The sequence below is a fragment of the Streptomyces sp. NPDC046909 genome, assembly GCF_040644695.1.
Taxonomy (GTDB): Bacteria; Actinomycetota; Actinomycetes; order Streptomycetales; family Streptomycetaceae; genus Streptomyces.
Genome location: NZ_JBEYXC010000031.1, coordinates 39869 through 54189, shown reverse-complemented (window position 1 = coordinate 54189; position 14321 = coordinate 39869). Strand labels below are relative to the sequence as shown.

General features: G+C 69.7%; 13 protein-coding genes. 11 read left to right on the top strand and 2 right to left on the bottom strand.

The features are described 5' to 3' along the window. Positions 1-157 precede the first annotated feature (157 nt). The 3 genes from ABZ928_RS51345 (at position 158) to ABZ928_RS51335 (ending at position 3985) form a co-directional block, all read left to right on the top strand. Entirely contained in the window at positions 158-1045 is an 888-nt protein-coding gene (locus ABZ928_RS51345; RefSeq protein ID WP_361536372.1) for a FadR/GntR family transcriptional regulator, read from the top strand. Positions 1046-1463: 418 nt separating this feature from the next. Continuing rightward, positions 1464-2996, top strand: coding sequence for an RNA polymerase sigma factor (locus ABZ928_RS51340; protein WP_361536370.1), 1533 nt, complete (start codon positions 1464-1466; stop codon positions 2994-2996). A gap of 131 nt (positions 2997-3127) precedes the next feature. Then, complete coding sequence (locus ABZ928_RS51335; protein ID WP_361536368.1) at positions 3128-3985, top strand: serine protease; 858 nt, start codon at positions 3128-3130, stop codon at positions 3983-3985. Positions 3986-4097: 112 nt separating this feature from the next. On the opposite strand, the gene ABZ928_RS51330 is transcribed toward ABZ928_RS51335, so the two are convergent. Further along, positions 4098-4328: a hypothetical protein gene (locus ABZ928_RS51330; protein WP_097269750.1), complete on the bottom strand. Its 231-nt coding sequence runs from the start codon at positions 4326-4328 to the stop codon at positions 4098-4100. 440 nt (positions 4329-4768) lie between these two features. Between ABZ928_RS51330 and ABZ928_RS51325 the strand changes: the two genes are divergently transcribed. The 6 genes from ABZ928_RS51325 (at position 4769) to ABZ928_RS51300 (ending at position 11698) form a co-directional block, all read left to right on the top strand. Next, complete coding sequence (locus ABZ928_RS51325; protein WP_361536366.1) at positions 4769-6889, top strand: DNA topoisomerase IV subunit B; 2121 nt, start codon at positions 4769-4771, stop codon at positions 6887-6889. A gap of 240 nt (positions 6890-7129) precedes the next feature. Continuing rightward, the gene (locus tag ABZ928_RS51320) at positions 7130-7654 is read left to right on the top strand and encodes a DUF1453 domain-containing protein (protein ID WP_361536364.1); all 525 of its coding nucleotides are present in this window, start codon (positions 7130-7132) and stop codon (positions 7652-7654) included. Next, the gene (locus tag ABZ928_RS51315) at positions 7651-8802 is read left to right on the top strand and encodes a histidine kinase (protein WP_361536362.1); all 1152 of its coding nucleotides are present in this window, start codon (positions 7651-7653) and stop codon (positions 8800-8802) included. The genes ABZ928_RS51320 and ABZ928_RS51315 overlap by 4 nt, the downstream gene beginning before the upstream one ends. Further along, complete coding sequence (locus ABZ928_RS51310) at positions 8799-9482, top strand: response regulator transcription factor (protein WP_361536360.1); 684 nt, start codon at positions 8799-8801, stop codon at positions 9480-9482. Before ABZ928_RS51315 ends, ABZ928_RS51310 begins: the two co-directional genes overlap by 4 nt. Positions 9483-9551: 69 nt before the next feature. Next, positions 9552-10109, top strand: a complete 558-nt coding sequence (locus tag ABZ928_RS51305) for a DUF485 domain-containing protein (RefSeq protein ID WP_361536358.1) — start codon at positions 9552-9554, stop codon at positions 10107-10109. Beyond that, positions 10106-11698 carry a cation acetate symporter gene (locus tag ABZ928_RS51300; protein WP_361536356.1) on the top strand — a complete coding sequence of 531 codons (1593 nt, stop codon included), beginning with the start codon at positions 10106-10108 and terminating at the stop codon, positions 11696-11698. The genes ABZ928_RS51305 and ABZ928_RS51300 overlap by 4 nt, the downstream gene beginning before the upstream one ends. Positions 11699-11771: 73 nt before the next feature. On the opposite strand, the gene ABZ928_RS51295 is transcribed toward ABZ928_RS51300, so the two are convergent. Then, positions 11772-12467 carry a response regulator gene (locus ABZ928_RS51295; protein WP_361536354.1) on the bottom strand — a complete coding sequence of 232 codons (696 nt, stop codon included), beginning with the start codon at positions 12465-12467 and terminating at the stop codon, positions 11772-11774. Between the two features lie 161 nt (positions 12468-12628). On the opposite strand from ABZ928_RS51295, the gene ABZ928_RS51290 reads away from it, so the two are divergent. Both ABZ928_RS51290 and ABZ928_RS51285 read left to right on the top strand, forming a co-directional pair. Continuing rightward, the gene (locus ABZ928_RS51290; protein ID WP_361536352.1) at positions 12629-13444 is read left to right on the top strand and encodes an ABC transporter ATP-binding protein; all 816 of its coding nucleotides are present in this window, start codon (positions 12629-12631) and stop codon (positions 13442-13444) included. Continuing rightward, the gene (locus ABZ928_RS51285) at positions 13434-14297 is read left to right on the top strand and encodes an ABC transporter permease (protein ID WP_361536350.1); all 864 of its coding nucleotides are present in this window, start codon (positions 13434-13436) and stop codon (positions 14295-14297) included. Before ABZ928_RS51290 ends, ABZ928_RS51285 begins: the two co-directional genes overlap by 11 nt. The last annotated feature ends 24 nt before the right edge of the window (positions 14298-14321 follow it).

Below are 14321 nucleotides of genomic sequence, written 5' to 3'. Positions count from 1 at the left end.
GTCCGCGTCCGTCCGGTCCCGCTCTGCGCACAACTCCCCGTGGAAAGCCCATTTCTTTCCGATAAGGCGTCAATTGCGACGGGGTGAGCGATCACCCTTTCGTGTGCTTTTCACCAAAGACCTCAAGGCAGTTGAGGACGGCGCCGACAAAGGATCCGTGAGTACCCTTGCGCACACCATGATGACCGCCGCCCGCTCCGCAGACTCCGGCCTCGCCGGCCCGGGCGAACTCGACCGCTACCCCTACGCCGAGGCGCCCGCCGCCGACCGTGTCGGGGTCTCCGCCTGGGACGCCGCGGACCCCGAGCTGGGCCGCGTGGGCCGGCGCGCCGCGGGCAGCCGTGGACGCGGACTGCACGGCCAACTCGTCCAGCAGCTGGGCCAGATGATCGTCTCGGGCGACCTGGGCGCGGACCGCCCGCTGGTGCCCGAGGAGATCGGCCAGCGTTTCGAGGTCTCCCGCACCGTCGTCCGTGAGTCCCTCCGTGTCCTGGAGGCCAAGGGCCTGGTCAGCGCCCGGCCGAACGTCGGCACGCGCGTGCGCCCCGTCAGCGACTGGAACCTCCTCGACCCGGACATCATCGAGTGGCGGGCCTTCGGGCCGCAGCGCGACGACCAGCGCCGCGAGCTGAACGAACTGCGCTGGACGATCGAGCCGCTCGCCGCGCGCCTCGCCGCCGGGCACGGGCGCGACGACGTCCAGCAGCGGCTCTCGGACATGGTCGAGATCATGGGGCACGCCATGGGGCAGGGTGACGCGCTCACCTTCTCCCGTGCCGATGCCGAGTTCCACTCCTTGCTCATCCAGGTCGCGGGCAACCGGATGCTGGAGCACCTCTCGGGGATCGTGTCGGCCGCCCTCCAGGTGTCCGGCGGTCCGGTCACGGGCTGTGAGCGGCCGAACGAGGCCTCTCTGGTGCAGCACGGCAGGATCGTCGACGCCCTCGCCACCGGTGACGGGACGGCGGCCGAGGCGGCCGTGCGCCAGCTGCTCACCGTCCACCCCGAGGTGGAGCGTGTGGTGCCGGCACCACGCGAACACTGACCGCGCACCGCGGGCGGCAGGGCCGGAGGGTGCCTCCCCCTCCTGGGTATCGTCCGGCCGGCGAGCCGTCCCCCGTCGGACCCCGCAGGATCCTTCGGAATCCTGCGGGGTCCGACGGTGCGACCAGGGTGGCTCCTCCCTCGAAGCGCCCGCTGCTTACCTCCTCTGCCCGTGTCTGACCGTTTTTGAGCGCTTACGGGGTGTGACTCGGGCCACGCAGATTGGGCGTAACGCTCGTGGAAACAACGCGATGACCTAAGAGGTGACAGCCGCGGAGGGAATACGGACGCCATGAATGGCGCTGTGCATCTTCCCGGCCCCCGCCCGCACCGTCGGCCCATCTCCACGGCCGGTGGTCGGTTCCTGTCCATCCCGGACGGGGCCGGAAGCCGTTTTCCAACGTTCCGAGAGGTTGTTCGTGTCGGCCAGCACATCCCGTACGCTCCCGCCGGAGATCGCCGAGTCCGTCTCTGTCATGGCTCTTATTGAGCGGGGAAAGGCTGAGGGGCAGATCGCCGGCGACGATGTGCGTCGGGCCTTCGAAGCTGACCAGATTCCGGCCACTCAGTGGAAGAACGTACTGCGCAGCCTCAACCAGATCCTCGAGGAAGAGGGTGTGACGCTGATGGTCAGTGCCGCGGAGCCCAAGCGCACCCGAAAGAGCGTCGCAGCGAAGAGTCCGGCCAAGCGCACCGCCACCAAGACGGTCGCTGCGAAGACGGTGACCACCAAGAAGGCCACCGCCACCGCCACCCCGGCGGCACCCGCCGCCGAGGCCTCCGTCGAGGACGAGGCGCCCGTGAAGAAGGCCGCCGCCAAGAAGACGACGACCGCCAAGAAGGCCGTCGCGAAGAAGACCGTGGCCAAGAAGACCGTGGCCAAGAAGACCGCCGGCAAGGACGACGCCGAGGTCGTCGAGGACGAGGTTCTCGAGGACATCAAGCCCGGTGAAGAGGAAGAGGAGGGCGGCGAGAGCAAGGGCTTCGTCCTCTCCGACGACGACGAGGACGACGCGCCGGCCCAGCAGGTCGCCGTCGCCGGCGCCACCGCCGACCCCGTCAAGGACTACCTCAAGCAGATCGGCAAGGTCCCGCTGCTCAATGCCGAGCAGGAGGTCGAGCTCGCCAAGCGCATCGAGGCCGGTCTGTTCGCCGAGGACAAGCTGTCCAACGCCGACAAGCTCGCCCCCAAGCTCAAGCGCGAGCTGGAGATCATCGCCGAGGACGGCCGCCGCGCCAAGAACCACCTCCTGGAGGCCAACCTCCGTCTGGTGGTCTCCCTGGCCAAGCGCTACACCGGCCGCGGCATGCTCTTCCTGGACCTCATCCAGGAGGGCAACCTCGGTCTGATCCGCGCGGTCGAGAAGTTCGACTACACCAAGGGCTACAAGTTCTCCACGTACGCCACCTGGTGGATCCGTCAGGCGATCACCCGCGCCATGGCCGACCAGGCCCGCACCATCCGTATCCCGGTGCACATGGTCGAGGTCATCAACAAGCTCGCGCGCGTGCAGCGTCAGATGCTCCAGGACCTGGGCCGCGAGCCCACCCCGGAGGAGCTGGCCAAGGAACTCGACATGACCCCGGAGAAGGTCATCGAGGTCCAGAAGTACGGCCGCGAGCCCATCTCCCTGCACACCCCGCTGGGCGAGGACGGCGACAGCGAGTTCGGTGACCTCATCGAGGACTCCGAGGCCGTTGTCCCGGCCGACGCGGTCAGCTTCACGCTCCTTCAGGAGCAGCTGCACTCCGTCCTGGACACCCTGTCCGAGCGCGAGGCCGGCGTGGTCTCGATGCGCTTCGGTCTCACCGACGGTCAGCCGAAGACCCTCGACGAGATCGGCAAGGTGTACGGCGTCACGCGCGAGCGCATCCGCCAGATCGAGTCCAAGACCATGTCGAAGCTGCGCCACCCGTCGCGTTCCCAGGTGCTGCGCGACTACCTCGACTAGGTCGAGGTCGTACGACGTCGAAGGCCCGGTTTCCTGCAAGGGGAGCCGGGCCTTCGTGCTGAGCGGGTGCGGGCCGCCCCACCGTGGATCACTCTGGGTTTCCCATGACCACCCCAGAGTGAGGAGCGTGCATGCGCCGTCCCTTTGCCCGGGCGCTGACCCGGCCGTTGGTCCTGGCGGCCGCGGCGGGAGCCATACCGCTGGCGTCCGCCGCCCCTGTGGCCGCCGACAGCATCGTCGTCGGCGGTTTCCCCGTCGACATCTCCGAGGGTCCCTGGACCGTCGCACTGTCCAGCCGTGACCGGTTCGGGGGTACCCGCGCGGGGCAGTTCTGCGGTGGTGTCGCCATCGGCCGGACCACGGTGCTCACCGCGGCCCACTGTGTGGGCGAGGACGTCCTGGGGACGCCGCCGAACCAGGTGCGCGATCTCAAGGTCATCGCGGGCCGCACGGACCTGCTGTCGGACCAGGGGCGGGAGATCCGGGTGCGCGACATCCGGGTGAACCCGGACTACGACCGCGTCACCAACGCCGGAGACTTCGCGGTGCTCCGTCTCGTCAGGCCGCTGCCGCGCGGCTCGGCCATCGCCATGGCGCCCGCCGGAGACTCGGCGTACGAGCCGGGAACGGCGGCGACGGTCTACGGATGGGGTGATGTCTCGGGCGGCGGGGACTACGCGCAGAGCCTGCGGGCGGCACGCGTGCACGTGCTCTCCGACGCCCTCTGCGAGCGGGCCTACCCGGGCAGTGCCGACGGCACCTATCTCGCCGACACGATGCTGTGCGCCGGGGAGGAGGAGGGTGGCGTCGACGCCTGTCAGGGGGACAGCGGCGGGCCGCTGGTCGCCGAGGGGAAGCTTGTCGGGCTCGTGTCCTGGGGGAGCGGCTGCGCTCTTCCGGGGAGTCCTGGCGTCTACACGCGCGTGTCCGACGTCGTGCGAACCCTTGGATGGAGCGGCGGGCCGGGAGGACCGCACTCGGGCTCCTGACGGGGCCTGAGAGCCCGTTACGGGCTATGGCACGGGCGGCCGCCCCTGGGAACAGGGGCGGCCGCCCGTGTGCCGGCCTGTGCCGGCGCTGGCTCGTCGTGGATGCGAGGTGTCAGCGCTCTTCTTCGGAGGCGGATGCCGGAGCGGTCGTCAGTCGCTCCGTCTCGTCCTGTATCTCAGCGGCGATCTTCTTGAGTTCCGGCTCGAACTTGCGGCCATGGTGGGCGCAGAAGAGCAGTTCACCGCCACTGAGCAGGACGACGCGCAGGTATGCCTGGGCGCCGCAGCGGTCGCAGCGATCGGCGGCCGTCAACGGGCTCGCGGGGGTCAGAACAGTAGTCACGTCGCCTCTTCTCTAGCTCGACGAGCTGTCGTACCAGGGTCAACATCCAACCAGCCCTAAAACGTTCCCGCTCGGGGCTTTCCCTCGAAAAAATCTTTCGAGTCCGGCTGTCTGCTGCCGGTTGGCGGCGAATGTGCCGTATTGCGTGTCTTTGTGTCTTACGGGTTCGCTCTTGCTGTCAATGTCCGTCCTCCCGGCTGGGTTGCCGGTTGTTCATGAGGACGTGCCCGGAGCCTAAATGGTTCATGCCTCGAAGGGAACGTGATATGTACTTCACTCCATCGAGGGATCGAACATGCATGCGACTCTGGACTATCGTGAGTTCAGACGAGGGTGGCGTTACAACGGCTCTACCAGGCCTCGGTACCCTCTTGGCGGCGACCGAAGCCGCGCCCTTACCCACAAGGGCGACATCTGAAATTCAGCGAGGAGCGAACCGCGTGACCGCCGAGACGTCCGTGCCGTCCACAGCGCTGCTGGCAGGAGCAGACCGGGACGGTTCCAACTACACCGCGCGGCACCTGCTCGTCCTCGAGGGGCTCGAGGCCGTGCGGAAGCGCCCGGGCATGTACATCGGGTCGACCGACAGCCGCGGTCTGATGCACTGCCTCTGGGAGATCATCGACAACTCCGTGGACGAGGCCCTCGGGGGCTACTGCGACCACATCGACGTCATCCTCCACGACGACGGATCGGTGGAGGTCCGGGACAACGGCCGGGGCATCCCGGTCGACGTCGAGCCCAAGACCGGTCTGTCCGGCGTCGAGGTCGTCATGACCAAGCTGCACGCCGGCGGCAAGTTCGGCGGCGGCTCCTACGCCGCCTCCGGCGGTCTGCACGGCGTCGGCGCCTCCGTGGTGAACGCGCTGTCCGCGCGGCTCGACGTGGAGGTGGACCGGGCCGGGAACACCCATGCGATCAGCTTCCGGCGCGGCGTCCCCGGCGCCTTCGCAGCGGCCGGTCCCGAGGCCAAGTTCGAGACGGGCGGCCTGCGCAAGACCAAGCGGATCCCCAAGACCCGTACCGGCACGCGCGTGCGGTACTGGGCCGACCGGCAGATCTTCCTCAAGGACGCCAAGCTCTCCCTGGAGCACCTGCACCAGCGCGCCCGTCAGACCGCGTTCCTGGTGCCCGGACTGACCATCGTCGTCCGCGACGAGTTCGGTCTCGGCGAGGGCGGCAGCAAGGGCGAGGAGTCCTTCCGTTTCGACGGCGGAATCAGCGAGTTCTGCGAGTACCTGGCCACCGACAAGCCCGTCTGCGACGTCCTCCGATTCTCCGGCCAGGGCACCTTCAAGGAGACGGTTCCGGTCCTGGACGAGCACGGGCAGATGACGCCCACCCAGGTCACCCGGGAGCTCGACGTCGACGTCGCGCTGCGCTGGGGCACGGGCTACGACACGACCCTGAAGTCGTTCGTGAACATCATCGCCACCCCCAAGGGCGGCACCCACGTCGCGGGCTTCGAGACGGCCGTGACCAGCACCATGCTCGAAGTGCTGCGCGCCAAGAAGCTGCTGCGGGTCGCCGAGGACGACATCGTCAAGGACGACGCTCTCGAAGGCCTCACCGCCGTGGTGACGGTGCGACTGGCCGAACCGCAGTTCGAGGGCCAGACCAAGGAGGTGCTCGGCACCTCGGCCGCCCGTCGCATCGTGAACACCGTGATCTCCAAGGAGCTCAAGGGGTTCCTGACCTCCACCAAGAGGGACGCTGCGGCCCAGGCCCGGGTCGTCATGGAGAAGGTCGTCGCCGCCGCCCGTACGCGTATCGCGGCCCGGCAGCACAAGGACGCACAGCGCCGGAAGACGGCCCTCGAGTCCTCGTCGCTGCCCGCCAAGCTGGCCGACTGCCGCAGTGACGACGTCGACCGCAGTGAGCTGTTCATCGTCGAAGGCGACTCCGCGCTCGGTACGGCGAAGCTGGCCCGGAACTCCGAGTTCCAGGCGCTGCTGCCGATCCGCGGCAAGATCCTCAACGTCCAGAAGTCGTCCGTGACCGACATGCTCAAGAACGCCGAGTGCGGCGCGATCATCCAGGTCATAGGAGCGGGGTCGGGCCGGACCTTCGACATCGACGCGGCCCGCTACGGCAAGATCATCATGATGACCGACGCCGATGTGGACGGCTCCCACATCCGGACCCTGCTGCTGACCCTGTTCCAGCGCTACATGCGGCCCATGATCGAGGCGGGCCGAGTGTACGCGGCGGTGCCGCCGCTGCACCGCATCGAGCTGGTCCAGCCCAAGAAGGGGCAGGACAAGTACGTCTACACGTACTCCGACCGCGAGCTGCGCGACAAGCTCATGGAGTTCCAGACCAAGGGCATCCGCCACAAGGACTCCATCCAGCGGTACAAGGGTCTCGGCGAGATGGACGCCGACCAGCTGGCCGAGACGACCATGGATCCGCGCCACCGCACCCTGCGCCGGATCAGCCTGACCGACCTGGAGGCCGCCGAGCAGGTCTTCGATCTGCTGATGGGCAACGACGTGGCGCCACGCAAGGAGTTCATCTCCAGCTCGGCGGCGACGCTGGACCGGTCGCGCATCGACGCGTAGCCGCCGCGCCGGGCTCGGGCCGGGTTTCGCTCCGCGAATGCGTGGGGCGAGGCCCGGCCTCGTCGGTTCCCGCCGGGCCGCTGGCGATGTTTCTCCACCCGTGGGTGGATCCCGCGGCACTCGCGTATCCACCCACGATCCACCCCTGCTCCGATCTCCTGACCTGCGAATTTCCGTAGCTTCGAAGGCGTCGGCAGCACTCGCTGTCGGCATCGTCCTTCTTCGCTCACGGAGGCTCTGATGTCCGGGCTGGTCGACGCCTTTCTGATCGTGGCCGTGGTCGCCCTGGTGATCGCGCGCCAGTTCCGCGCGCAGCAGTTGGACACGGCACGGCGCTGGTGGGTGCTGCCCGTCGTCCTCGCGGTCGTCGCCTGCCGCGAGCCCGGCCTCGTCGACGCGCACCATCACACGGCGTCGGTCCTGCTGCTCGCCGCGGAGCTGCTCATCGGTCTCGCCACCGGAGCCGCCTGGGCCTGGACCACCCGCATATGGACGGAGCCGGACGGAGCGGTGTGGAGCAGGAGCACCAGGGCGAGCGGGCTCGTCTGGTTCATCGGCATCGCCCTCCGCGCCGGCCTCTACGGTCTCGGCGCCGCGCTGGGCATCCACCAGGACTCGTCCGCCCTGCTCCTCGCCCTGGCGGCCACGCTGCTCGTCCGCTCGGGAATCCTCGCCTGGCGTGCCCGGTCCTCGCACCCGGCCTCGGTACGGAGCTGGGCATACGGTGACGGCATGCCCCGGCCCGCCTGGAAGGAGCGCGTGTGACGGAGAACGCCTGGACACGCTGGCCTCCCCGGGAGGCGCTCGGGCGCGAGGGGCTTTCCCGACCCCGGCGCCTGATCGCCTGGGCCGTGCGGCTGCTGGTGCTCGGCCTGCTGATGTGGGGTGCGTTCACGACCGGCACGACCAGCGGCTGGAAGGTGCTCGCCGGCCTCGGCGGTGTCGTCCTCGCGGGGGTGCTCGCCTGGGGGTTCTACCGCACCACGTTCCACCACCGGCTGTGGCCGTCACTGGTCTGCCTGGCGCTGCTGCAAGGCATCGCGATCGTGGGCCACGCCTCTGGATTCCGGGTCCCCGCCCTCGTGATGTGGTGCGGCGTCGGCATCTCGGCACTGGAGCGGCTGCCCCTGGCTGCCGCCCTTCCCGCCGCAGGCGTGGCGCTCGGCTCCTACGGGGCCGTCAGCGACGACGCCGTGCTGACGGCGGCGGTCACCGGCCTCGGTCTGGCCCTGGCCGGGTACACCCTGCGTCTGGACGCCGAGGCACGCGGCAACGCCCAGCGTCTGCTCGCGCAGGAGCGGGCCGCACGGGCCGCCGAGGCGGAGTCGGCGGCGCTCGCGGAGCGGGCCCGGATCGCCCGGGAGATCCACGACGTGCTGGCGCACAGCCTCTCGGCGCAGCTCGTGCACCTGGAGGCCGCCCGGCTGCTGATCGAGCGGGGGGCCGAGCGGGACCAGATCCTCGAACGGGTGGTGGCGGCACGGGGCATGGCGCGTGACGGGCTCGCGGAGACCCGGCAGGCACTCTCCGCGCTGCGGGGTGAGCTGACGCCGTTGGAGGAATTCCTGGCCCAGCTCGTGGACATCACCGCCGGTGCCGAGGTCACCATTACGGGTGAGCGCAGGGTCCTGCCGGCCGAGGCGTCGCAGGCGGTGCGCAGGGTGGCACAGGAGGCCCTGACCAACGTCCGCAAGCACGCCCCGGGCGCCAAGGTGCGGCTCCGCCTGGAGTACGGCGAGCATCAAGTGACCCTGGCCGTACGGGATTCGGGGGGCTCGCCGGGCGAACTCGCGGCAGAGGGAGGCGGGTACGGTCTGCTGGGCATGCGGGAGCGTGCCGAACTGCTCGGCGGTTCGCTGGAGGCCGGGCCGGACGAGGAGGGGTTCGCGGTGACATTGAAGGTGCCCGCATGACGGAGGAGGGGCGGCGCGAGCCCGCGCGGGTGGTGGTCGCGGACGACCAGACCGTGGTCCGGGAGGGCATCGTCATGCTGCTGGGGCTGCTGCCCGGGGTCGAGGTCGTCGGCGCTGCCGGAGACGGGGACGAGGCGGTGCGGCTGGTCGCGGAACTCGCCCCGGACGTGGTGCTGATGGACCTGCGCATGCCCCGCTGCGACGGGGTCGAGGCGACCCGGCGGATCCGGACCGAGCACCCGGGTACCCAGGTCGTGGTGCTGACGACGTTCGCGGACGACGATTCGCTGTTCCCGGCGCTGAGAGCCGGGGCGCGGGGCTATCTCACCAAGGACGCGGGAGGTGACGAGATCGTGCGGGCGGTGCACAGCGTGCTGTCCGGGGACGCCGGGCTGTCGCCGAGTATCCAGCGGCGGCTGCTGGAGCGGCTGTCGGACCCCGAGCCGCGGCCGGCCGAGCCCGCGGAGGCGCCGGACGGGCTGACAGGGCGGGAGACCGAGGTGCTGGTGCTGATCGCCGACGGTCTCAGCAACCAGGAGATCGCCCGCAGGCTGCATGTCTCCACCGCGACGGTGAAGACCCACATCAACAACCTGTTCGCCAAGACCGGGCTCAAGGACCGTGCGCAGGCGGTGCGTTACGCCTATGCGAAGGGGCTTGTGCGGCCTCCGACGGGTTGAGTCACCTGATGGGGTGAAGCGAGAGGAGAAGAAGAGTCGGGGATCTTCCCGTTCTGTCCATCCTTGGGCATGCAGTCAAGCAACGGTCGTCCCCGCGGAGACGGGGGTGGTCCCGAAAGTGCGGCCGAACATCACGACGGTCACGCCCCGGCGCTCACCGAGGCGGCCGGAGCCGTGAGGTACGACGACCCCTGGTACGACGCACTCGCCTCCGGCTGGGGCGAGTTGGGCGGTGCGGGCGTGCCCGCGCCGGTGCCCGTCGCCCGCTCCGGGCGGGCGGAGCACGAGGACGCGGCCGCGGAGGTGTACCTCCAGGTGCAGCGCAGCGCGGCGTTCCAGGAGGTGCGCAGCCGGTACCGGAGGTTCGTCGTGCCGGCGTGTGTCGTGTTCTTCGGCTGGTACGTGGGGTACGTCGTGACCGCGACGACCGCGCCCGGGCTGATGGCACGGCCGGTGGCGGGCGCGGTGAATGTGGCGATGCTCGCGGGGCTGGGGCAGTTCCTGACCACGTTCGTGCTGACGTGGGCGTACGCCCGGCACGCACGACTGCGCAGGGACCGGGCCGCGCTGGAGCTGCGCTGGGACACCCAGGAACTGACGCGGGGCATCCGGGGCGGTGCTTCGTGACGGGCGACCACCAGACGCTGGCGTTGCTGCTGTTCAGTGCGTTCGTCGCGGTCACGCTGGGGATCACGACGTGGGTGAGCCGTAACCGGCATGGTTCGGCGGAGGAGTTCTACGCGGGCGGGCGGCTGTTCTCGCCGATGGAGAATGGTTTTGCCATCGCGGGCGACTACATGTCGGCGGCGTCCTTCCTGGGTATCTCCGGGCTCATCGCGCTCTTCGGGTACGACGGGATGCTGTACTCGGTGGGCTTCCTCGTGGCGTGGCTGGTGGTGCTGTTCCTCGTCGCCGAACTGGTGCGCAACTGCGGGCGGTTCACGCTGGCCGACGTGGTGGCGGCGCGGATGAACGAGCGGCCGGTGCGGATCGCGGCGGGAACCTCCTCGGTGACGGTGTCCGTTCTGTATCTGGTGGCGCAGATGGTGGGCGCGGGGAGTCTGGTCGCCCTGCTGCTCGGCGGCACCGGCGAGGCGGCGCAGACATGGACGGTCATCGGGGTCGGCGCGCTCATGGTGATCTACGTGTCGTTGGGAGGGATGCGGGCCACCACGTGGATTCAGATCGTGAAGGCGGTCATGCTCCTCGGCGGCACGATCGTGCTGACCGTGCTCGTCCTGGTGCGGTTCCACGGCGACTTCGACCAGTTGCTGCTCACCGCGGCCGACCGCAGCGGGCACGGGGAGAAATTCCTGGCGCCGGGGCTCAAATACGGCGAGAATTGGACGGCGCGCTTCGACTTCATCAGCCTGGGACTCGCGCTGGTGCTGGGCACGGCGGGGCTGCCGCACATCCTGTCGCGCTTCTACACCGTGCCCACGGCCAGGGCCGCGCGGCGTTCGGTCGTCTGGTCGATCGGGCTCATCGGCGGCTTCTATCTGATGACCATCGTGCTCGGCTTCGGGGCGGCCGCGATCGTGGGGCCGGAGGCCGTGCGCGGATCCAACGCGGCCGGCAACACGGCGGTCCCCCTGCTGGCCCTGGACCTCGGCGGGGGCGCGAACTCCACAGGCGGAACGGTTCTGTTCGCGGTCGTCGCGGCTGTCGCCTTCGCCACGATCCTCGCGGTGGTCGCCGGGATCACGCTCGCCTCCTCCGCGTCCGTCGCCCACGACCTGTACGCGTCCCTGCGGCGCCGACGCTCCAAGCCGCGCAGTGAGGTCGCCGTGGCGCGGGTCGCCGCCGTCGGCATCGGGGTGGTGGCGATCGGACTCGGTCTGCTGGCCCGCGATCTCAACGTCGCGTTCCTGGTGGGCCTCGCCTTCGCGGTCGCCGCGTCCGCGAATCTGCCGGTGCTGCTCTACTCGCTGTTCTGGCGCGGCTTCACCACCCGAGGGGCGGTGTGGGCGGTGTACGGCGGGCTGATCCCGGCGGTGCTGCTCGTCCTGCTGTCGCCGGTGGTGTCGGGCAGCCCCGCGTCACTGTTCCCGGGCGTCGACTTCCAGTTCTTCCCGCTGCAGAACCCCGGTCTCGTCTCGATCCCGCTGGGCTTCATCGCGGGCTGGCTCGGCACGGTCACCTCCGCCGAGATGCCGGACGAGGCCAAGCATGCGGAGACCGAGGTGCGGTCGTTGACGGGGGCGGGGGCCGCGTAGACGTACGGGCGGCGCCCTGACCGTCGTACGGGCTCTTCATCGTCGTACGACCGGCGGGCCGCGAGCCGGGCGGCTAGGGCGCCACCCATGCGTACCGGTGCTCGGGGCGGCCTGTGTCGCCGTACTTGAGGGAGAGGCGGAGGCGGCCGGCCTGTTCGAGGTGGCGGAGGTAGCGCTGGGCGGTGGAGCGGCTCAGGCCGGTCTCGGCGGCGACCTCGTGGGCGGAGAGCGGGTGGTCGGCGCCGTGCAGGACGCGGCAGATCAGGTCGGTGGTCGGTTCGGAGTGGCCGCTCGGGAGGCCTGGTGACGGGGGTGCCGGGGTGGTGCGCAGGGCGCCGAAGATGCGGTCGACCTGTTCCTGGCCGGCGATGCCGCGGCCGCCGCCGACGCGGTCGACGGTGCGGCGCAGGGCGGCGTAGGAGTCGAGGCGGGTGCGGAGCGCGGCGAAGGTGAACGGTTTGACCAGGTAGTGCAGGGCGCCGAGGCGCATCGCGGTCTGGACGGTCGTGACGTCGCCGGCGGCCGTGATCATGATGACGTCGGTGCCGTGGCCCTGTTCCCGCATCCGGTGGACGAGTTCGAGGCCCGTCTGGTCGGGCAGGTAGTGGTCGAGCAGGACCAGGTCGATGGTGCCGCGCTGGACGGCGGCCAGGGCCTGTGCGGCGGTGTGGGCGCGGGCGGCCACCCGGAAGCCGGGAACCTTTCCCACGTACTTGGCGTTGATCTCGGCGACACGGAAGTCGTCGTCCACGACCAGGACGTCAATCATCGGGCCTCTTTCCGCGGCGGCCGGGCGGGTGTTGCGCCCGTGTTTCGGCTCCGTTGTTGTAGCGCGCGCAAAACGAGCACAACAGGCTGTTGCAAGCAAAAGAACGGCATGCGCCCAGAAGGCTGATGCCGTCTCCCGGGTCGCCTCTACCGTCCCCGGCCATGAGCGCAGAAACCAGCCCCGCCATTGAGCTGCGGGGCGCGAGCAAGACGTTCAGGACCCCGTCGGGGGGCCTGCACACGGCGGTCCTGGGGCTTGATCTCACGGTCCGGCGTGGCGAGTTCGTGGCGGTCGTCGGGCCCACGGGATGTGGGAAGTCGACCACACTGACCCTGGTCAGCGGTCTTGAGGAGCCGACCGAGGGCGAGGTCATGGTCGCCGGGGCGCCCGTTCGGGGGGTCGGGGACAAGGTCGGGTTCGTCTTCCAGCAGGACGCCACTTTTCCTTGGCGCACGGTGCTGTCGAACGTGATGGCGGGGCCGCGCTTCCGTGGCGTGCCCAAGGCGGAGGCGAGGGGGAAGGCGCGGGAGTGGCTGGCCCGGGTCGGGCTCTCCGCGTTCGAGGACCGTTATCCGCACCAGCTGTCCGGCGGGCAGCGCAAGCGCGTCGCGCTCGCCGCGACCTTCGTCAACGATCCCGAGATCCTGCTGATGGACGAGCCGTTCTCGGCACTCGACGTGCAGACCCGGGCCCTGATGTCGGACGAACTTCTGGAGCTGTGGGAAGGCACGGGCGCCTCCGTCGTGTTCGTCACCCACGACCTGGAGGAGTCCATCGCGCTGGCCGACAGGGTCGTGGTGATGACGGCAGGGCCCGCCACCGTCAAGCACGTCTTCGACATCGATCTGCCGCGCCCGCGCAAGGTCGAATCGGTGCGCCTGGAGCCGCGGTTCATCGAGATCTACCGCGAGATCTGGGAGTCCCTCGGCGAAGAGGTCCGCATCACCCGCGAGAGGGGTGCCGCCCATGCCGCCTGAAGTGCTCAGTCAACCTGTGGTCAACACGGTCAAGGCACCGGACCGCGCGCACTCACGCGCGCGTGCCGCCCGTAGACGCAAGGCCGTCGTCGCGGCCTCCCGCGTGCTGCTCCTGGTCGCCGTCCTGGGGCTGTGGGAGGTGCTCGCCCGCGCCGAGGTCATCGATCCGTTCAACTTCTCCATGCCCACGAAGATCTGGGACCAGATCTGGACCTGGGTGACGCACGGGACCGCCCTCGGTTCGCTGGGCGAGCAGATCTGGTACACGCTCCACGAGGCGCTGCTCGGCTGGGTGATCGGGGTGGCGGCGGGTGTCGTGTTCGGTATCGCCCTCGGGCGGATCACCTTTCTCGCCGATGTCCTTGGTCCATACATCAAGGTGCTCAACTCGATACCCAGGATCGTCCTGGCGCCCATCTTCGTGATCTGGTTCGGGCTGGGGCCCGCCTCCAAGGTCGCGTCGGCCGTCGTCCTCGTCTTCTTCCCGGTGTTCTTCAACGCCTTCCAGGGCGCCCGCGAAGTCGACCGCAATCTGGTCGCCAACGCACGCATCCTCGGGGCGAGCGACCGCAGGGTGACGCTTCAGGTCGTCATCCCGTCCGCCACCTCGTGGATCTTCACCAGCCTCCATGTCAGCTTCGGCTTCGCCCTCATCGGCGCGATCGTCGGCGAGTACATCGGGGCCACGAAGGGCATCGGGCTGCTCGTGGCGCAGTCGCAGGGCACGTTCAACGCGGCCGGTGTGTATGCCGCGATGGTCATCCTCGCCGTCGTCGCGCTCGTCGCCGAAGGGCTGCTCACCTTCGCCGAGCGCCGCATCTTCCGCTGGAAGCCGACGAGTTCGGACAGCTGAACGCCGCGTTGGGACGGCCGGCGT